Consider the following 18,955-nt stretch of genomic DNA (forward strand, 5'->3'; position numbering starts at 1 on the left):
CTGATGGGACGCGGGGGCAGGAGCTTTCGCGTGAAGTACGGGGCTTTGGCGCGTGGAAACCGAGGAGGGTGACAACATCGACCGCAAGGGGAATGGGCGGCAGGATGCGAGAGCCGCGACGAGGGTCCGTCGTCACTCGAATACGTCGTAACTCGGATACAACGACACGGAATGACGTGGAGAGCATCGCGCAGGCAGAAGCAGAGGCGTTGAGACGAGTGTGTGTGCGTGTGAGCACGCACGAAGACCGAGACGCGATGCGAGGAAGATGAGCGTATGCGTCTTTGTAGACATACACGCCAGGATGCCTACAGAGATGCATGAACGCATACCTGCTTACCTATCAACATGCCTACACACCTACACACATAGCTACCGACCAAGCTACTGACGTACCTACAAAGAAACCTACACGCATGGACAGGCCGGAGGGTGAGAACGGGAGCGCGTCCTTGGAGATGTACGTACGGGAGAGGGAAGGTGAGTCAGTCGTTGGGAACGACCGTCCAGCGATAAGTGAGTTGTTCCATGGGTGTACGAGCGCCAAGGTGAACAGGCGCAACCTGCGATAGGCGCGACTGCACAGCAATCCATCCATGAGGAGGGACCTGCGAGCACACGTGGCTGATGGGTACGCAAGGTGCATCGTGGACTGTACGAATGCGCGTGGACGCGCTCCATGGAAGTGGGCCTTCAGTGCGCCCTCGGCGAGGCGGCCCGTCCCCCACGTACCCTCTTCCCCGTGCCAGCCTCACCTCTGTTTCGCGTCGCCGTTCTCGTCCTCGACGGTGCGAAGCCTCTCGATGTCGGTATTCCTGCGCAGGTGTTCACGACTCGCGCGAGCATGCCTTACGAGGTGCGGGTGTGCGGCGCGGCGCCCGGTCCCGTGGCCGGCGGCGACGGCCTGTCGTACTACGTCGCCCATGGCATCGAGGCACTTGAGTGGGCCGACATCGTCTTCGTTCCCGGCTATCGGCACCCGGACCGCGACGATCCGCCGCAGGCCGTCGTCGATGCGCTGATCGCCGCCCACCATCGGGGTGCGCGGCTCGCCGCCATCTCCACGGGCGCCTTCGCGCTCGCTGCCACGGGCCTGCTCGACGGCAAGCGCGCCACGACGCACTGGCATTACACGCAGGCACTCGCGGCAAAGCGTCCACTTGTCCAGGTCGACGCGAACGTTCTGTTCGTGGACGAGGGCAGCGTACTGACGTCGGCCGGCGCGGCGTCGGGTATCGACCTGTGCCTGCACATCCTGCGCGGCGATCTGGGGGTGTCCGCGTCGAACCACGCGGCGCGGCGCCTGGTGGCGGCCCCCTACCGCAGCGGCGGCCAGGCGCAGTACGTGCCGCGCAGTGTGCCCGAGCCGCTCGGGGAGCGGTTCGCCGCCACCCGCGAGTGGGCGCTGCACCGGCTCGGCGAGCCCCTCACTCTTGAAGTGCTCGCGCGGCATGCGGCGGTGTCGCCGCGCACGTTCTCGCGGCGCTTCGTCGAAGACACGGGGTACACGCCGATGCAGTGGGTCATGCGAGCCCGCATCGACGTGGCCCGTGAGCTGCTCGAACGTTCGCAGCGAAGCATCGAGCAGATCGCCGCCGATGTCGGTCTCGGCACTGGTGCAAATCTGCGGCTGCACTTCCAGCGCATCCTCGACACCACGCCGAGCGAGTACCGGCGCACCTTCACCCAGGGGCAGTAGCCCGTCACCACCACGTGGCGTGATCCTTTCGGACCGTGGCAATCACGCCGCTGTCACCAGCGGATGCTGCGCGAGAACCTGATGGCGAACCCGAAGGGACACCACTCATGACTCGCATCGCCATCAATGGATTCGGCCGCATCGGACGCAATGTGCTGCGCGCGCTGCTCGAACGCGACAGCGACCTGGAGATCGTCGCCGTCAACGACCTCACGGAGCCCGCCACCCTCGCGCGGCTGCTCGCCTATGACACGACGGCGGGCCGGCTCGGTCGCCCGGTTACTGTCGACGGGAACGCCCTCACTGTCGACGGCCGTCGCATCACTGTGCTCGCCGAGCGCGAACCGGCACAGCTGCCGTGGGCCGGGCTCGGTGTCGACATCGTGCTCGAGGCGACCGGTCGCTTCACGTCGGCCACGGCCGCCCGCGCTCACATCGACGCGGGCGCGAAGAGGGTACTCATCAGCGCGCCGGCGGACGGCGCCGATGTCACCCTCGCGTTCGGGGTCAACACCGACGCGTACGACCCGGCCGCTCACACGATCGTCTCGAACGCCTCCTGCACGACCAACGCGCTTGCGCCGCTGGCCGCGGTGCTCGACGACCTCGCAGGCATCGAGCACGGCTTCATGACGACGGTGCACGCCTACACACAGGAGCAGAACCTTCAGGACGGTCCGCACCGCGACGCCCGCCGGGCCCGCGCGGCCGCTGTCAACATCGTGCCGACCACGACAGGCGCCGCCAAGGCGATCGGCCTCGTACTGCCGAACCTCGACGGCAAGCTGTCGGGCGACTCGATCCGCGTGCCGGTTCCGGTGGGATCGATCGTCGAGCTCAATACGACTGTCGCTCGCGATGTCACGCGCGAGGACGTGCTCGCGGCGTACCGCGCTGCGGCGCTGGGGCCGCTCGCGGGCGTACTCGAGTACTCGGACGACCCGCTCGTGTCATCCGACATCACGGGCAATCCGGCCTCGTCGATCTTCGACTCGGCCCTCACCCGCGTCGACGGACGCCACATCAAGGTGGTCGCCTGGTACGACAACGAGTGGGGCTTCTCGAACCGCGTGATCGATACGCTCGAACTCCTCGCCACCAGCTGACGGGCAGAGGGGTACCAGCGGTTCGGTACGGCGCAGGCTTCGGGCCGTCTGTATGTCGCTCGGAAGGGCGCTGAACCGTGGCGGGGTCCTGGTGGCGTCCAGTACCACCGCATGTATCCGGTCGCCGACCGCGGCGGGGGGAGTGTCCGACCACCATGAGGGGTGTTTGATCTGGTCGATGAAACCTTCGTATCCGTCCGCGTGGACGGCACTTCCCACCGGAGCCACGGCCGTGATGACCACTTCGTACTCTTGGTGATCGGCAAGCATGACAACAACCCTGCACCATCTCGGCAGGCAGGAACAGTGGGCAGACGCGCCGGTCTCGCTGCGCACGCCTCGTGTCCCGTCTCAAATGACCTGGTCTGCGGGTGGGGCTGTGACCTGCGGCGCCCAGACCGTCCGAGTCGGCACGCTGCACGAGCAGTTGCCTGATTCGTGCACATGCTGAGCTGTGCCGGCGAGCGGCCCGTGCTGCATCCGGCCAGGGAGCAGCAGCACGAGCAGCAGACGTGCCTCGCACCGTTCACGGCAAGGAACAGCCGGCCAGGCCGGCGTTGCAGCGGGGCGGTGTCGGGGCCTGCGGCCTAGCCGCGGGGTTGCAGGAGGTAGAGGTCCCAGGAGTCGGGGTCGCCGACGTAGACGAAGAGCTTCGGATGCTCGGGGGTCCCGAACACGTGCCAGGTGTCCATGGAGCAGTCGTCGATGGACACGTCCACTTCCTGGGACCACGGTCCGGCACCCTGGCCGTACCTCCAGGTTCCGGTGCCGGTGCACTTGTGTACCGCGGAGTCGAAGTCGAACGTCTCGACGCGGGTCGCGCGCCCCGAGAGCCTGCGGCCGAGCCATCCGGCCACGGCCAGGAGCGGCATCACGACGCCGACCGTCAGCAGGGCGCAGGAGACAGCTCCGACCGCGGCCACAAGCGGCACCGCCACGATCAGGAGGAAGATCCCCATTCCGTTGTAGGGAAGCACCGGGCTCTCCTGGGTCTGCCCCCACACGAAGAGCGCGATCGTCCCGATCACTGCCTCCACGAACAGCATCGACATCGATGCCGTCAGCACCGCGCCGAACCTGTCCCTCACGCGTCTGCCCCGGATCCTTCATTTCTGAACGCATTCAAATCCGCTCCCGCCCCGCATCCTCCTCCGTGCGGGGCGGGTCTGCGCAACCGGGTCCCCCTCCGGCGGGCGCCGGCTCGCCCCACCGGATGTCCCAGGAAACGCCGTTCGGTACATAGCCCAGGGCGTCGTCCGATGTCCCTTCTTCCCGTGACACGCCTGTGACCGGTGATGTGGCCTGCACCACAGCTCGGCACTCACCCCCCTGATGGGGTGACCTGATGCGCAAAGTCACTTCTCTTCTTCCGGCCCTCGCCGCACTCCTGCTGCTCACGGCGTGCGGATCCGAACAGGCGGGCACTCCCGGCGCAGCCACCTCCGCGTCCGGGACCGCTGCTACCACCCCACCCGTGGACGGCGTCCGGATCACTTCGGTGACCATTCCCTCCGCCACGCCCACCCCCAACTCCGATGGGTTCTCCGTCCACGCCGACTCCCTCCCCACCGGGGACTCCGGGATCTCGGCCGCCTACGAAGTCACCAACAACGGCACCGAGGCGCTGACGTACACGATCCTGTTCGACTTCACCACGGACACCGGCGAGGTCATGGGCAACAGCCACGAGACCGTGCGCTCGGTCGATCCCGGTACGACCGAACGCGGCACGGTCCGGCTGGGGGTGCTGGCCCCCGGTGCGTCCCCGGTGACCCGCGTCAAGGTCTCCCGGGTGACCAAAGTGCCCGCCGTCGAGGCACCGCCCGCGTCCGGTGAGTGTCCGCCCTCCGGCATCCGCCTCACCACCGATGACGGCGATGCCGCGATGGGGCTGCGCGTGGTGGGCCTGCACCTGGAGAACTGTGGGAAGCGCGACTACTCACTTGACGGCTATCCGATCCTGGAACTGCTGGATGAGGATCTGTCACCCATCCAAGGCGTCCGGATCGTGCATGGAAGCGGCGGCATCAGCACCGGTACCGGATTTGATGAGCCGGCCCGCCCGCTGGTCCTGAAGCCGGGGGAGAGAGCCCTTTCGGGCCTCATGTGGCGCAACACCACCGAGTCCGGCGCCGCCGTCGACGTCCCGTACGTCAGGGTACGGGCCGAACGGGGCGCCGATCCGGTGACCGTGACGCCCCACCTCGATCTCGGCACCACCGGCAAGCTGGCCGTCCGTGCCTGGTCGCGCCCGTCGCAGTAGGACCCTCACATGGTCCCAGCGCCTCCGCTGCGGCCGTCAGAGAGAGTTGGCGGGAGCCACACCGACCAGATGGAGCGAAACGCCTGAACCGAACCGCATCAACCGAGACGAGCAGCACGAGCGACGCTCATCTGACCAGATAAGCCGAGAATCCGGCTGCCGCCCCGTGCCGCTGCGGGCTTTACCGCGGTAAAGAAGTGGCCCTCCGGGGAGAGCACATGACGGAACGGCACGCAGAGAAGAGTGCGTGCCGAACGGGGCTGAGTAGGAGTGTAGGAGTGAATGAGGTGGTCTCCACGGTTCCTGGCCGACCTGCGGAGTGAGGACGGCCAGGACAACGGCCAGGAGGCTGAACACGGGGCGGCTTTACCGCGGTAAAGCCGCCCCGCACGACACGCAGTAGACGCTACTAACGCACCAATGGCTATGTGGGCCTTGAACGTTAGTAAGGTGTCTCTCATGAGTTCTCCAGCCAACGACCGCGAGAAGGTCGTCTCCAAGCTGCCGGGATGGCTCCGGCAGAACCTCAAGGTCAGGGCCGCCCAGCACGGCATCGAGATTCAGGCCGCAGTCGAGCAGGGCATCGCCGCATGGTGTGACCTGGCAGCCAGCCTCAAGACCATTGACACCAGAGGCGCGGATTCCTTCGCGACCTTCCTGCCTGACGGCCAGTGGGACACCTTCCGGCAGGCTGCCACCGACCGCGGAGTCTCCCTCATCCAGGGGCTCGCCCAGTCGGTACAGCTGTGGCTCGACACTCACCAGGCACCGGATATCGAGCGTCCCGCCATCACCCGGCGCATCATCGTCTGCAACCAGAAGGGCGGCGTCGGCAAGACCGCGATCACGGCCGGAACCGGCGAAGCCCTCGCAGAGAACCCCAATGCCCTGCACCCGGTACGCATTGCCAAGCAGCTCGCGGCCGCGGCCGGTGAGGAAGGACCTCTCGACGTAGAGAACCTGCCCGGCCTCGGACTGCGGGTTCTGCTCGTCGACTTCGACCCTCAGTGCCACCTCACCAATCAGCTTGGCGCCACGCCCCTGCCCATGGGCGGCGACAGCCTCACCAACCACATGGCAGGCGACCCGAAGGGCGAACTGCGCGACCTCGTCGTCTCCATCGACGAAGAGGTCTTCGGGGAACGCCTCCACCTGCTGCCCGCGTGCAGCGACGCCTTCCTCCTGGACGTCCGTCTCTCCGCGGTCCGGGCCCGCGAAGCCGCCCTGGAGCGCGCGCTCGCACCTCTTGAGGCCGACTACGACGTCATCCTGGTCGACTGCCCGCCCAGCCTCGGCCTCAGCATGGACGCGGCCGCCTACTACGGACGGCGCCGCAACGGCGAGGCACCCGGCCAGTCCGGCGCCCTGGTCGTGGTCCAGGCCGAAGACAGCAGCGCCGACGCGTACGAACTCCTCACCGCCCAGTTCGAAGACCTCCGCAGCGACCTCGCCGTCGAGATCGACTATCTCGGCATTGTCGTCAACCTCTACGACTCACGGCGCGGCTACATCGCAACGTCCTCCCTCCAGGGCTGGGTCGACATAAAGGATCCGCGAGTCGTCGGTCTCATCGGAGATCTGAAGGAGCAGAAGGAAGCCGTCCGCGTGAAACGGCCACTGCTCGCGTACGCGCCCCGAAGCCAGCAGGCAGTGGCCATGCGGGCGCTCGCACGGGAGGTCTCATGAGTAAGGCCGGCCAGCTCGGCACCGGCCGCTTCGGCGGTGCCCAGGGCGTCAGTGCGCGGCGGCAAGCCGTGGCCGCCGCGACGGGAGCCGTCACCGTCGGGGCTTCCGACAGTCGCCTGAGCACGATCCCTCTGGACCAACTCGTTCCGACCCGTTTCAACCCGCGCCGGAACTTCGGCTCCGACAGCGACCTCCTCGACTTCGGGCTGAAGCTGAAGAAGAAGCAGCTACAGCCGGCCGTCGCCGTCACACGCGAGGCCTATCTCCGGCTGTGGGAGGGCGAGGGGGACAGTGTCGGCACGGCCCGCTATGTCATTGCCAACGGCGAGCGACGCTATCGGGCCTCTCTGGCCGCTGGTATCGGCACCCTTGAAGTTGTTGTCGATGACGATGTGGCCAAGTCACGGGCGGACTTCCTGGACGCTGTCCTCTCCGAGAACAACGACCGTGAGGACCTCGATCCGATAGAGCGTGCACTCGGCATTCAGACGATGGTCGAGGAGCTCGGCGGCAAGACCAAGGTCGCGGAGCACTACGGCAAGTCCGGTGGCTGGGTGACCCAGCAGATGTACCTGCTCAACCTGGCCCCTGAACTCCAAGCGCTGGTGAGCAGCGGGGATCTCCCGGTACGTGAGACGCGCACCCTGGTGAAGCTTCCTCATGACGAACAGCTGCGGGCCTGGCAGGACCGCGCGCTGGAACGCGAGGAGGAGAAGGAGCGCCCCAGGGTTCGCCGATCCACGGAACAAGCGCCGACACCCCCCGCAGCCACCGGCACGTTCTTTACCGCGGTAAAGAACGTGCCGAGCCAGCCGGAGGAATCCGTGGCAGCGCCTCTTGTTGAGGACCGGGCCAGGGATGGGGAGACGCCCACACCACCAGAAGGCGTCCAACCCGCTCCTCGCGCGGCACCGCCAGCCCCTCAGCCCCAGGCAATCCAGATGCCCCCGGTCTCCCCGGCGCCCCAGGGGCTCGGTGTAGCTGAGGCTCCGCTCCCTGAACCGCGAGTACAGCCTCACGCTGCCAGTGAGGCCCTGTCTCCCTTCGTTCCCAGGGCGACGGACTCCTCGGTTCCCCAACGGCCGCCGATCAAGATGCCGTGGCACGACGGCCCGGCCGTTGCCGAGCTGGTGTTTCGGAAGATGACGCCTGAGCAGCGTCAGTCGATGCTGCTGAGGCTCGGCGAACTGGAGGAGACTGCGCTCTCCGACAAGCAGGCCTGAGGCGGTCTCCACACCCCTGCGGGCCTCCTGCGTCCTTGCCCCGTTCTCCTGCCGATGGTGGGGGAGCGGGGCAGACCGCTGTCCGGTCGGGGGGAAGGCGAACCAGTCGGAGGAAGGCGAATCACCAGGAAGCCCGGGCAAAAACGGGCAGCTCAGCCGGATCCAGGGGACTCAACGTCCTGCTTCAGTCCCTGTGCTTCAGTCCCTTCGTTCAGTCCCTCGACAAAAGTGCAGGTCAGAGGCTTGTATACGGCCTGAACAGGGGACTGGAGGGACTGAAGGGACTCAAAAACCCAGTTCCTTCTATTACGGGTGCGCGTGTATGCGTGCGCGCAAGTACAGAGGCCTTCTACGCATGAGCAGCTCATAACTGGAACTTTGAGTCCCTTCAGTCCCTCGGTCAGGCCTGAAATACCCTCTGACCTGCACTTTTACCTGAGGGACTGAACAGGGACCGAAGTAGCCCCAGTCCTTCAGTCCCTCCCGCCCGGTCCCTCCAGGGCTCGACACGCCCGGCTGTCCGACCGGATCAGCTGCTCGTCCCAAGAAGGTGGACGCCCCAACCCCCCAGGCAGCGAAAGGGACTGAAGGGACCGAAGTCGGGAAACGGCTTCACTCACGCCCAGAGCGCTGATGTAGGCTCTGACCTCATTGGAAAACTCAGTCCCTTCGGTCCCTCGTCTGGCGGTAGCAACGCTGTGACCTGGTCTTTTACCGCAGGGACTGAGCAGTCTCTCAGCCCCTCGGCAAGGACGATCAGCGTGCCGCGTCACAGCGAGACCAGCGTTCCCCGCTCCATGGGAACCGCCAGTCCCTACGACGTTGCCCGCTGGTGCGCCGGAAACGGCTGGCCGGTGCACCCACTGGCCCCGGGTCGTAAGACCCCGGCCGCCAACTGCGCGACGTGCCGCGAGGAGCCCCACAGCCCTCAGGACTGTCCGTGCCCTTCCGAGGGCCGGTGGTGTCACGGCTTTCACGCAGCGACCACGAACCCCGCTCTCCTGGACGCCTGGTGGGGCAGGTACCCCACGCTCGGGGTCGGGGTCTCCTGCGGACCGGCGGGCCTTGTAGTCCTCGATATCGATGCGCACTGCGCCGAAGTCCCCGACCGGAACCGGCTCCTGCCCGGCATCCCGATCCATGGGAGCGTCGACCTGGCAGGTCTCGCCTCCGGGTTCGACACCCTGGCTCTGTTGGCAGCCCTCCGGGGCCGGCCCAGTCCCGCGGACGACGACTCGACCCTGCGCGTACGGACCCCGTCGGGCGGATTGCACGTCTGGTACCGGACACCCCCCGAAGGCCCGCGCTACCGCTCCTCGGTGGGCTCCAGCCCGAAGGTCGCCCTCGCCTGGCAAGTCGATGTCCGGTCGACCGGCGGCTACATCGTGACCCCCGCCACCCGCACTCCCGCCGGTACGTACACCCCGGTCGGCCCGGCCCGGCTCCCCGCCGTCCTGCCCGACTGGCTCGCCGGTGAACTCCAGCGCACGGGCCACCCGGTCGACCCCCGCCCCGCCCCGGTGCCACCCCCGCGCCCCGGCTCCCCGCGTCCGGCCCGGCAACGGGCCCACCGACTCCTGGAACCGCTGCTCGACCAGGTGAAGGACTGCGCCACCGCCCCTGAAGGCACCGCCTTCACCGAGAAGCTCAACCGTGCCGCCTACACGGCCGGTGGCCTGATCGCCTCCGGCCATCTCACCGAGAGCCGGGCACGCGAGCTGCTCACCGAGGCCGCCGACGCCGCTCGGCCGCATCGCAACCGCCACAGCCTTGCCGTCATCACCTCTGCCCTGTCCGCCGGCGCGAGCCGGCCGCTCCACTTCAAAGGACGCCCATGAGCAGCGCCGACAGCCCGCGCTTCGACGCCACTGCCGCAGCGCAGCAGATGCTCGATCTCGAAGGCCAGGCGGAACACCCCGGTCTGCCCGCTCAGCAGAGAGCCGCCACCGCGGTCGTCCACGAGCCGTCGATCCCGTCGGGCCAGCTCCCCGGACTGCTCACGGACCGCGGCAACGCCAAGCTGTTCGCAGTGATGTTCGGCGATCAGTTCCGCCATGTCGAAGGCCTCGGCTGGTACCACTGGGACCAGTACCGCTGGAAGCGCACCGGGGGAGAGAAGGCCGCGGTATGGGCGGCGGGGGACCTGGCCGAGCAGATGCCCGCCACCGATCCGACCGGCCAGTTCAGTGATCGCGAGCTCGCCTCCCACCGTCGGCGCTCCATGTCGACGCCGGGCATCAAGGCCATGCTCACCCAGGCCAAGGCATCCCCGGCACTCGCTCTGGATCCCGATGTCCTGGACGGCGATCCGTACGCCCTGTGCACCCCGGCCGGTGTCGTCGACCTCCACACAGGCCACCTCCACAAGCCCGACCCCGAAGCCGACATGCATTCCCGGGCCACCAGCGTCGCCCCCGAGACGATGCCCACCCCCCGCTGGCACCGCTTCCTCCACGACACCTTCGGCGACGATGCCAAGGGTGCGGAGACCATTCACTTCCTCCACCTGCTCCTCGGCTACTCCGTCACCGGCGACGTCGGCGCGCAGGTGCTGCCCTTCCTCTACGGCACCGGCGCCAACGGCAAGTCCGTGCTGCTCGACGTCATGACGCAGATCCTCGGCGACTACGCCCAGGCCGCCCCGCCCGGTTTCCTCATGGAGAAGGGCAAGTTCTCCGAGCACTCCACCGAGCTCACCGAACTCCACGGGCGGCGCATCGTCGTGTGCTCCGAGCTGAAGCCCAACGACAAGTTCGACGAGTCCCGGGTCAAGCTCCTGACCGGCGGCGACCGCATCATGGCCCGCCGCATGCGCCAGGACTTCTTCAGCTTCAACCCCACCCACAAGCTCTGGCTGCTCGGCAACCACCGCCCTGAAGTCGGCACGGGTGGCCACGCCTTCTGGCGCCGGATCCGCCTGATCCCCTTTGAACGCGTCGTCCCCGCCGCTCGTAAGATCGACAACCTGGCCAAGGAACTCGTCCAGAGCGAAGGCCCCGGCATTCTGCAGTGGCTCATCGAGGGCGCCCAGCTCTACCTCGACACCCGTGACCCGCTCGCCGGACCCGCGACCGTACGCATCGCCACCGAGGCCTACGCCACCACCGAGGACCACATCGGCCGCTTCCTCGCCGAATGCTGCACCACCGACAACGGGGACCTCCGGGTCGAGCAGGGCCTGTTGTACACCACCTACAGCAGTTGGTGCAGCGCCGGTGAGGGCATCCGTCCCGCCACCGCCCGCGCCTTCGCCACCCGTGTGCGGCAGGAACTCTCCCTCGCCTCGCCCGCCGACATGATGAAGTCCAGTGGCAAGAAGTACTACCCGGGCCTCGGCCTTCTGACCGATGACGAGCCCCCGGTCGGCCATGCCTGACCGGAGTGCCCGACACAGACCCGCCAACCCGGCCTACCATGGACACGGTGCCCCCACCCGGGATCGTGCTCACCACATCCACCCCGGCCCGCAATCGGCCGTCGACGACGAAAAGGGGCTGCGGCCATGAGCTCGCTGCTGAACGAGAGCGACCTCCGCCACGAGAACGCCGTGGTGTGGCTGGAGAACCCCGACGACCTCGACTACGTACGCCAGGCGCTCGACAAGACCGCTCGCCGCCGGGGCAAGCCACGCTATGAACGTGACGGACGCATGGTCGGCTACACCGAACTCGACGCCCACGCCGAGGCCGACCCCGACAGCGGCCTCCAGCTCCGCCGCGTCTTCTTCCTCCTCCCGCACGACCGCGACGCCAACCCCGACGGGCCCTACCAGCAAGGCGCCCCGGGTGAAGCCGTCGATCCCCGCACCATCGAACCCAAGCGCGTGGGTGACAAGACTCCCCGCTCCCAGCGCGGACCCGGCGCAGTGATAGCGGCCCCCAGCACCTGAGCTGAACGGGCGGCGAGGCGCCGGAACCTACTTGGATTCGACGCGGCCCATCGCACCGGGGCCGGTCGTCAGCGTCTCGCGCATGATCTGCCAGGCGGGGGCACCGGGGTGGAGCTGGGTGCGGAGGTAGGCCGCGGTGAGCCGGGCCAGGGCGGCGACCCGTTCGGGGTTCTCGTCGGTGGTCTCGGCGGCGTCGTATCCGGCGATCCCGCCGAGACCGTGCTCCGCGTCGAACAGGGTGAGCAGGGTCTTGGGGCCGGGGGCGAGGGTGTAGGGGTCGGCGTGCCACTGTGGCCCCATGTCGGTGAAGTGCCGGGAGTCGTCCTTGTCGCCTGCGACGACCAGCGCGGGTGCGGTCATGGTGGAGAAGTCGACGCCTCCGACGATCGGCCACTGTTCGGCCATGGGCCCGTTGAAGACCTCGCCGCCCCTGCCGGGCGCGGCGAGCAGTACGCCCGCCTTGATCCGGGGCTCGACGAGGTGCACCACGTTCCCGGTGTCGGGGTCGGTGAGCCCGGCGCCCAGCAGGAGGGCGGCGGTGAAGCCGCCGAGCGAGTGTCCGGCGAGGGCGACCTTGGCACGGTCGATCCGCCCGGCGAGCTGCGGCACGGTGCTCTCGATCACGTCGAGCCGGTCGAGGACGTGGGTCATGTCCTCGGCACGGGAGCGCCAGAAGTCGGGGGAGCCGGGGACATCGGCGACCAGGTGGCTCAGTGTCCTGGAGGTGAGGTGAGTGGGCTGGACGACGACGAATCCATGGGCGGCCCAGAAGTCGGCCAGCGGCGCGTAGCCGTTGAGCGAGGAGAGGTGGTACGAGGGACCGTGGCCGTGGGAGAGCAGGATGACGGGAAGGGCGGTCCCGGTCGCGGGCGCCGAGACACGTACCTGGAGCTCCACGGGACGTCCGGGTACGGAGAGCACGACGGGGCTGAAGGACAGGACCGGGGCGGGCGCGCCCAAGGCGTCGGTGGCGGTGATGGTGGCGGTGCTCACGATGTGGGTTCCCTTCGATGGCGCCGGCCGCTCGTCGGTCTCCTGGGACCAGCGACGGACACGGCGGACAGAGGCGTCCCGGTTCGGCTAAGCTGAAACGGAACGCTGCTCCATTTAGTATTCGGAGCGCTGATCCGTTTTGTCAATCGGTGTGGAGGAAGACGTGATGGCCACCGAGGGCCCTGCGGGAGAGTCGTCATCCCGAGGCAAGCGGGCCGACGCCCAGCGCAACCGTCAGACGGTGCTCACTGCTGCCGCCGAGGTGTTCGTCACCTCAGGCGTCGATGCGCCGATCCGCCGGATCGCGGCCGAGGCGGGTGTCGGGATGGCCACGATCTACCGCCACTTCCCGACCCGGGCGGATCTCGTGACCGCCGTCTACCAGCACCAGATCGAGGCATGCGTCGAGGCCGGCCCCAGCCTGCTGGCCGGCGCCGACTCCCCGTTCGACGCGCTGCGCCAGTGGATCGACCTCTTCGTCGACTTCCTGGTCACCAAGCACGGACTCGCCGACGCCCTGCAGTCCGACAGCGACCGCTTCGCCGCGCTGCACGCCTATTTCCTCGACCGTCTGCTGCCCGTCTGCGCCCAACTTCTCGACGCCGCGGTCGAGGCCGGTGACATCAGGCCCGGTACGGAGCCCTACGAGCTGATGCGCGGTATCGGCAACCTCTGCGTCGGGTACGACAACGACCCCCGCTACGATCCCCGGCGCCTGATCGCGCTTCTCCTCCAGGGACTTCAGCGGCCTCGGGCGGTCTGACGGCAACGGACCGCAGCCCGACGTCCATGAGTCACAGCGCTGCCCGGCCCGGGAATGGCCGGGGAGAGCGTCGGTGTACGCGCGCGGAGGGCCTTCGATACTTCGTCAGGAACGATCCTAAGGATCGGCTCAAGAAGTCGAAGCTTCGTCATCTCGGCTGGAGGCGCGCCTGAGACGCTCCTCGGAATGCTGCTGGGACGCTCTCGTGGCGTCGGACGGCCCGGACGGCCCGGCCGTCCGGGGCGATGAGTCGCGAGCGGCGCGGGTCAGGCTTCCGTGCCCTCGTCCTGGAGCGCCTTCTTGTCCTTCTTGCCCTGGCGTGCCTCGGGCTCGATGGAGCCGTCCAGGTTGATGCCGCGGAAGACCATCCAGACGGTCAGCACACCGCCGCAGACCACTCCCATGTCGGCGATGTTGAACACGGGCCAGTGCGGGAGCTGGATCCAGTCGACGACTTCACCCTGGAAAGGGGACGGCGGACGGAAAATGCGGTCCACCAGATTTCCTGCTGCACCGCCGACCAGGAGGCCGAAGATCACTTCCCAGGCGGGAATGCGGATACGGCGGGAGATCCAGAGCATCCCGATGATGACGACCAGTTTCGCTGTGGAGAACAGCCAGGTCGAGCCCTCGCCGAGGGAGAACGCCGCCCCTGAATTATAGATGAGCGTGAACTTCAGGAACCCGCCCAGAGAACTCACCGGCTCTGCCGGAGAATAGTTCGCCAAAGCGATCTGCTTGGTGATCAGATCTGCGAGCATCAGCAATGCAGCCACGGCGGCCATGAGGACGAATCGTCGGCGTTTCACTTTGCCTGCTTCACTCATCATCCCGTTACTCCCCGAGGCTCTTTCGTGCTCACATCTCTGCTCGCCCCGCATTTGCTGTTCTTCTAAAATCGACATCGCGGGGCGTCGGTGCAGGATACAGCAGTTCACGTAGATTACCGGACGTTCCCCCTCTTCGCCGTCAAGCCGCTTACCACTTCACCTTCTCTTTGCGCTGAGCGAATCCCATGCATCTTTTTTGGTCAAGATCCGGAAGCGTCAGCCGGGCGCCGAAGAGGGGGAATCTAGAGAGAACCGGGCATCGTGGCACGGCGTCCTTGTGCGGAACTACGGAAATTATCCAGGTAATGAACCTCTTGGTGTGACCGTTGCGGTCACCCGTCCAAGTGGCTGGAAATCATCCCTGGCGGTTTGTCAACCCGTGCTTTGTGCTGGGGCGGCATGGCAGTGTCACTCACGTCACGGTCTGCATATGTCGCACGAACTGGACCTTTCGGTCCGGTCGGCGTATTCGCCTTCCTGGCGCGGCTTTCTCGGCCTCAGGGCAAGTGCCGAGGAACCATCAGTAGGTACGGGTGCACGGGGGCACCTACAGCGCAGTAGATCCCGTCGTGCACTCGCTCGCACCGCGTACCACCAGAGGACCGTGCTGTAGCGACATCCGACATTCCATATCCGGTATCCGGTGGGCCACTGACATGCTGCCCCCGCTGGATCGCCAGGCCGAAAAAGGGACCTAGTGACTGAGCCGCGCGGCGTGACTGAATTGCGCCCACAGAATTCCGATTCCGCTTCTGATTCCGCTTCTGACCGACGCCTGGCTTCGGAAGACCATATCGCAGTGGTCGGACTGTCGTGTCGACTGCCGCAGGCCGTGGACCCGGGCGAATTCTGGCACCTGCTGTCCCAGGGCAGGAGCGCGATCGGTGAGGTTCCCGCGTCGCGCGGGTACCCCGACTCCGACTCCCCGGGGGCGTCCGGCGGATGGACCGGGACCCAGCTCCGCAGCGCGCGGCTCGGAGGCTTCCTGGAGAACGTCGAAGGGTTCGACGCGGAGTTCTTCGGCATCTCGCCGAAAGAGGCGGCCGCGATGGATCCGCAGCAGCGACTCGCCCTGGAGCTGAGCTGGGAGGCGCTGGAGGACGCCGGGATCGTGTCCGGTCAGGGGCGCGACGGTACGACCGGAGTGTTCATCGGGGCCGCGTCCCACGACTACGCGCTGCTGCTGGACCGTTCGGGATCGGCGGCCAGGACTCCGTACGCCGTTCCGGGGAACCAGCGGGGCATCATCGCCAACCGGATCTCCTATGTACTCGGACTGCGCGGACCGAGCCTGACCGTCGATGCGGGCCAGGCATCGTCGCTGGCCACCGTCCACATGGCCTGCGAGAGCCTGCGCAGCGGCGAATCGACGCTGGCCCTCGCCGGCGGCGTGCACCTGAACCTCGTACCCGAGCCCGCCTTCGGGATGGCCGGGCTCGGTGCTCTCTCTCCCGATGGCCGGTGCCACACCTTCGACGCGCGGGCGAACGGGTACGTACGCGGCGAAGGAGGAGCGGTCGTCGTACTCAAACCGCTTTCGCATGCCCTGAGGGACGGCGACCGGGTGTACTGCGTCGTACGGGGCAGCGCCGTGAACAACGACGGCGGTGGCGACGGCCTCATGGTCCCCAGCCGGTCCGGGCAGGAAGAAGTGCTGCGGCTCGCCCAGCAGCGCGCCGGTATCGAGCCGGACCAGGTGCAGTACGTGGAACTGCACGGCACTGGCACCAAGGTCGGCGACCCGGTCGAGGCGGCGGCCCTGGGCGCGGTCATCGGCGGTGCGCGGACCCCCGGACACCCGCTTCTGGTCGGGTCGGTGAAGACGAACGTCGGGCATCTCGAAGCGGCCGCGGGAGTGGTCGGCCTGGTGAAGACGGCGCTGTGCATCCAGCACCGCCGACTCGTACCGAGCCTGAACTTCGCGACGCCGCACCCCGATATCCCGCTGGACGAGTGGAACATGCGGGTGCTGACGGACTGCGAGACATGGACGGCCCCCGAAGGGCCGCTGATCGCCGGGGTGAGTTCCTTCGGCATGGGCGGCACCAACTGCCATGTGGTGGTGGCGGAGGCGCCGGTGCCCGCCGCCGGGGGAGAAGTGGCCCCGGACCGGGCCACGGGTGCGGAAGGACCGGCCGACGGCCCCGTGCCCTGGGTCCTTTCCGGGCGTACCGCTCCGGCCCTGCGCGCACAGGCGGAACGGCTCCGGGAGTTCACCGCTTCCTCCGGCCTGCTCCCCACCGACATCGCGCAGTCGCTCGCCACCACGCGCGCCGGGTGGGAACACCGCGCCGTGGTGATCGCCGCAGACCCCGCGGAGTGCGACCGCGCGCTGGCCGCCGTCGCCGCGGACACCACCGACGATGCGCTCGTCCAGGGCACGGTCCGCGACCCGGGCAGGATCGTGTTCGTCTTCCCCGGGCAGGGGTCGCAGTGGCCCGGCATGGCACAGGAGCTCCTGGCCTCCTCTCCCGTCTTCCGCGCCCGGATCGGCCGGTGCGAACGCGCGCTGGCACCGTTCGTCGACTGGTCGCTGCTCGATGTGCTGACCGAGGCCCCGGAGGCCCCGCCGCTCGACCGCGTCGATGTCGTGCAGCCCACGCTGTGGGCCGTCGCGGTCGCGCTGGCCGAGGTGTGGCGGTCGTTCGGCGTCAGCCCCGATGCGGTGGTGGGGCACTCCCAGGGGGAGATCGCAGCCGCGTACGTCGCCGGTGCGCTGACCCTGGACGACGCGGCGAAGCTGGTCGCCCTGCGGAGCAAGGCCCTGGGCCTGCTGTCCGGCACCGGCGCGATGGCCACGGTCTCGCTCCCGGTCGAGCAGGTGCGCGCTCGTCTGGCGGACGGACCGTCCGCGCCCGGTACCGAGGTTCCACGCGTCGAGGTCGCAGCCGTCAACGGCCCCTTCTCCACGGTGGTTTCGGGTACGGCAGAGGGTGTCGAGGAACTGGTGGCTGCCTACGAGGCCGAGGGCGTCTGGGCACGGATGATCCCGGTCGACTACGCCTCGCACTCCCGCGACGTCGCAGTCCTCCGCGACAGACTCCTGACGGACTTCGCCGGCATCGCACCGCGCGCCGCCGACCTCGCGTTCTACTCGACGGTGACCGGCACCGCGCTGGACACGGCGGAGCTGACCGCCGAGTACTGGTACGAGAACCTGCGCCGGCCCGTACAGCTGGAGACGGCGACCCGGGCACTCGTCGGTCAGGGCCACCACACGTTCGTCGAGGTCAGCCCGCATTCCGTACTGACCCCGGCACTCCAGCAGACCCTGGCCGACCTGGACGCCGCCCAGTCGGCCGCGGCGGTGCAGCCGATGCGTACCACGGTCGTCGGCACACTGCGGCGCGGCGAGGGCGGCCGGCGCAGGCTGCTGACCTCGTTGGCCCACCTCCATGTGCACGGTGTGGAGGTGGACTGGCGTGCGGCGTTCGCGGACCGGACGACGCGCCGGGTCGCCCTGCCCACGTACCGCTTCCAGCGCCGGCGGCACTGGCTGGCCACCGGCAGCGAGGCGCCCGCCGAACTGCCTTTCTGGGAAGCGGTGGAGAGCGCGGACGTCGCCGCGCTGGCCGACACTCTCGGGATGGGCCCGGAGCAGCACCCCGCACTGCGGGATGTGCTGCCCTCCCTGTCGAACTGGCGCAAGGAGCACATACGGCCCGCCCTCGGAACACCGGCCGTCCCCGGCCCGAGCGACGGTCCGGGGACGCTGCCGGAGAAGGACGGGAAGGACGGGGACGAGTACGGCCGCCGGGTCCGGGCGATGAGCCAGGAGGAACTGCTGGCACTCGTACGGGCGGAGGCGGCGACCGTGCTCGGCCATACGAGCGCGCAGACCGTTGACATCGCCCGGACGTTCAAGGACCAGGGATTCGATTCCGTCGGCGCGGTCCAGTTCCTGGAGCGGTTGAGCGCGGCGACCGGGCTGTCCCTTTCCCCCACTCTGATCTTCAACCACCCGACGGCCGCCCTGCTCGCGGAGCGACTGCGCGTGGAGGCCGGGGGCGCCGCCCGGGAAGGAGCGAAGCCCGGACCCGAGGCACTCTCCGACACCGAGCCGATCGCGGTGGTCGGTATGGCGTGTCGGTTCCCGGGGGGTGTGGGTTCTCCGGAGGATTTGTGGGAGTTGGTGCGGGAGGGCCGGGATGCGGTGTCCGGTTTTCCGACGGGTCGGGGTTGGGATCTGGAGGAGTTGTACGACCCGGATCCGGATCCGGGGGCGACGGGGAAGGTGTATGCGTCGGGTGGTGGGTTCCTGCATGAGGCGGACCGGTTCGATGCGGCGTTCTTCGGGATCAGTCCGGTGGAGGCGGCCGCGATGGATCCGCAGCAGCGGTTGTTGCTGGAGAACGCGTGGGAGGCGGTGGAGCGGGCGGGTATCGATCCGGCCGCGCTGCGCGGCAGCGACACCGGCGTCTTCACCGGCCTGATGCAGGTCGGCTACGCACCGAGGCGCGTCCCCGCAGAGTTCGAGGGACACATCCTCACCGGCAATGAGGG

General features: G+C 68.1%; 13 protein-coding genes. 10 read left to right on the plus strand and 3 right to left on the minus strand.

The window, feature by feature from the left end; genetic code table 11:
* The first annotated feature begins 742 nt into the window (after positions 1–742).
* Both GA0115234_RS00570 and gap read left to right on the plus strand, forming a co-directional pair.
* Entirely contained in the window at positions 743–1,699 is a 957-nt protein-coding gene (locus GA0115234_RS00570; RefSeq protein WP_093538863.1) for a GlxA family transcriptional regulator, read from the plus strand.
* Between the two features lie 107 nt (positions 1,700–1,806).
* Positions 1,807–2,805 (plus strand): type I glyceraldehyde-3-phosphate dehydrogenase, encoded by a 999-nt coding sequence (gene gap / locus GA0115234_RS00575; RefSeq protein ID WP_093538837.1) that lies wholly within the window; start codon positions 1,807–1,809, stop codon positions 2,803–2,805.
* 587 nt (positions 2,806–3,392) lie between these two features.
* Here gap and GA0115234_RS00585 read toward each other — a convergent pair.
* A complete protein-coding gene (locus tag GA0115234_RS00585; protein WP_093538838.1) occupies positions 3,393–3,893 on the minus strand; it encodes a hypothetical protein in 501 nt (166 codons plus the stop codon).
* Positions 3,894–4,150: 257 nt separating this feature from the next.
* Here GA0115234_RS00585 and GA0115234_RS00590 point away from each other — a divergent pair, with 257 nt between their 5' ends.
* The 6 genes from GA0115234_RS00590 (at position 4,151) to GA0115234_RS00615 (ending at position 11,866) form a co-directional block, all read left to right on the plus strand.
* Positions 4,151–5,068 (plus strand): DUF4232 domain-containing protein, encoded by a 918-nt coding sequence (locus tag GA0115234_RS00590; RefSeq protein ID WP_093538839.1) that lies wholly within the window; start codon positions 4,151–4,153, stop codon positions 5,066–5,068.
* 459 nt (positions 5,069–5,527) lie between these two features.
* Positions 5,528–6,754, plus strand: a complete 1,227-nt coding sequence (locus tag GA0115234_RS00595) for a ParA family protein (RefSeq protein ID WP_093538840.1) — start codon at positions 5,528–5,530, stop codon at positions 6,752–6,754.
* On the plus strand, positions 6,751–7,977 hold the full coding sequence (locus tag GA0115234_RS00600) for a ParB/RepB/Spo0J family partition protein (protein ID WP_093538841.1): 1,227 nt from the start codon (positions 6,751–6,753) through the stop codon (positions 7,975–7,977). The genes GA0115234_RS00595 and GA0115234_RS00600 overlap by 4 nt, the downstream gene beginning before the upstream one ends.
* Positions 7,978–8,774: 797 nt before the next feature.
* On the plus strand, positions 8,775–9,815 hold the full coding sequence (locus GA0115234_RS00605) for a bifunctional DNA primase/polymerase (RefSeq protein ID WP_093538864.1): 1,041 nt from the start codon (positions 8,775–8,777) through the stop codon (positions 9,813–9,815).
* Positions 9,812–11,353, plus strand: a complete 1,542-nt coding sequence (locus tag GA0115234_RS00610) for a DNA primase family protein (RefSeq protein WP_093538842.1) — start codon at positions 9,812–9,814, stop codon at positions 11,351–11,353. Before GA0115234_RS00605 ends, GA0115234_RS00610 begins: the two co-directional genes overlap by 4 nt.
* A 126-nt stretch (positions 11,354–11,479) precedes the next feature.
* Positions 11,480–11,866, plus strand: a complete 387-nt coding sequence (locus tag GA0115234_RS00615; protein WP_093538843.1) for a DUF6009 family protein — start codon at positions 11,480–11,482, stop codon at positions 11,864–11,866.
* A gap of 27 nt (positions 11,867–11,893) precedes the next feature.
* Here GA0115234_RS00615 and GA0115234_RS00620 read toward each other — a convergent pair whose 3' ends face one another.
* On the minus strand, positions 11,894–12,859 hold the full coding sequence (locus tag GA0115234_RS00620) for an alpha/beta hydrolase family protein (protein ID WP_107405752.1): 966 nt from the start codon (positions 12,857–12,859) through the stop codon (positions 11,894–11,896).
* A 166-nt stretch (positions 12,860–13,025) separates the two neighbouring features.
* Here GA0115234_RS00620 and GA0115234_RS00625 point away from each other — a divergent pair, with 166 nt between their 5' ends.
* On the plus strand, positions 13,026–13,622 hold the full coding sequence (locus GA0115234_RS00625) for a TetR/AcrR family transcriptional regulator (RefSeq protein WP_093538844.1): 597 nt from the start codon (positions 13,026–13,028) through the stop codon (positions 13,620–13,622).
* Between the two features lie 266 nt (positions 13,623–13,888).
* On the opposite strand, the gene lspA is transcribed toward GA0115234_RS00625, so the two are convergent.
* Entirely contained in the window at positions 13,889–14,452 is a 564-nt protein-coding gene (lspA, locus tag GA0115234_RS00630) for a signal peptidase II (protein WP_237540957.1), read from the minus strand.
* A gap of 799 nt (positions 14,453–15,251) precedes the next feature.
* Between lspA and GA0115234_RS00635 the strand changes: the two genes are divergently transcribed.
* On the plus strand, positions 15,252–18,955 hold a 3,704-nt coding region (locus tag GA0115234_RS00635), incomplete at its 3' end, for a type I polyketide synthase (protein ID WP_161275519.1).

It is taken from the genome of Streptomyces sp. DvalAA-43, from assembly GCF_900091725.1.
In the GTDB taxonomy this organism is placed as follows: Bacteria; Actinomycetota; Actinomycetes; order Streptomycetales; family Streptomycetaceae; genus Streptomyces; species Streptomyces pulveraceus.

Coding starts and splice junctions, on each gene's coding strand:
- gap (WP_093538837.1), top strand. CDS start 1,807: ATGACTCGCATCGCCATCAATGGATTCGGCCGCATCGGACGCAATGTG.
- GA0115234_RS00590 (WP_093538839.1), top strand. CDS start 4,151: ATGCGCAAAGTCACTTCTCTTCTTCCGGCCCTCGCCGCACTCCTGCTG.
- GA0115234_RS00595 (WP_093538840.1), top strand. CDS start 5,528: ATGAGTTCTCCAGCCAACGACCGCGAGAAGGTCGTCTCCAAGCTGCCG.
- GA0115234_RS00600 (WP_093538841.1), top strand. CDS start 6,751: ATGAGTAAGGCCGGCCAGCTCGGCACCGGCCGCTTCGGCGGTGCCCAG.
- GA0115234_RS00605 (WP_093538864.1), top strand. CDS start 8,775: ATGGGAACCGCCAGTCCCTACGACGTTGCCCGCTGGTGCGCCGGAAAC.
- GA0115234_RS00610 (WP_093538842.1), top strand. CDS start 9,812: ATGAGCAGCGCCGACAGCCCGCGCTTCGACGCCACTGCCGCAGCGCAG.
- GA0115234_RS00615 (WP_093538843.1), top strand. CDS start 11,480: ATGAGCTCGCTGCTGAACGAGAGCGACCTCCGCCACGAGAACGCCGTG.
- GA0115234_RS00625 (WP_093538844.1), top strand. CDS start 13,026: ATGGCCACCGAGGGCCCTGCGGGAGAGTCGTCATCCCGAGGCAAGCGG.
- lspA (WP_237540957.1), bottom strand. CDS start 14,452: ATGATGAGTGAAGCAGGCAAAGTGAAACGCCGACGATTCGTCCTCATG.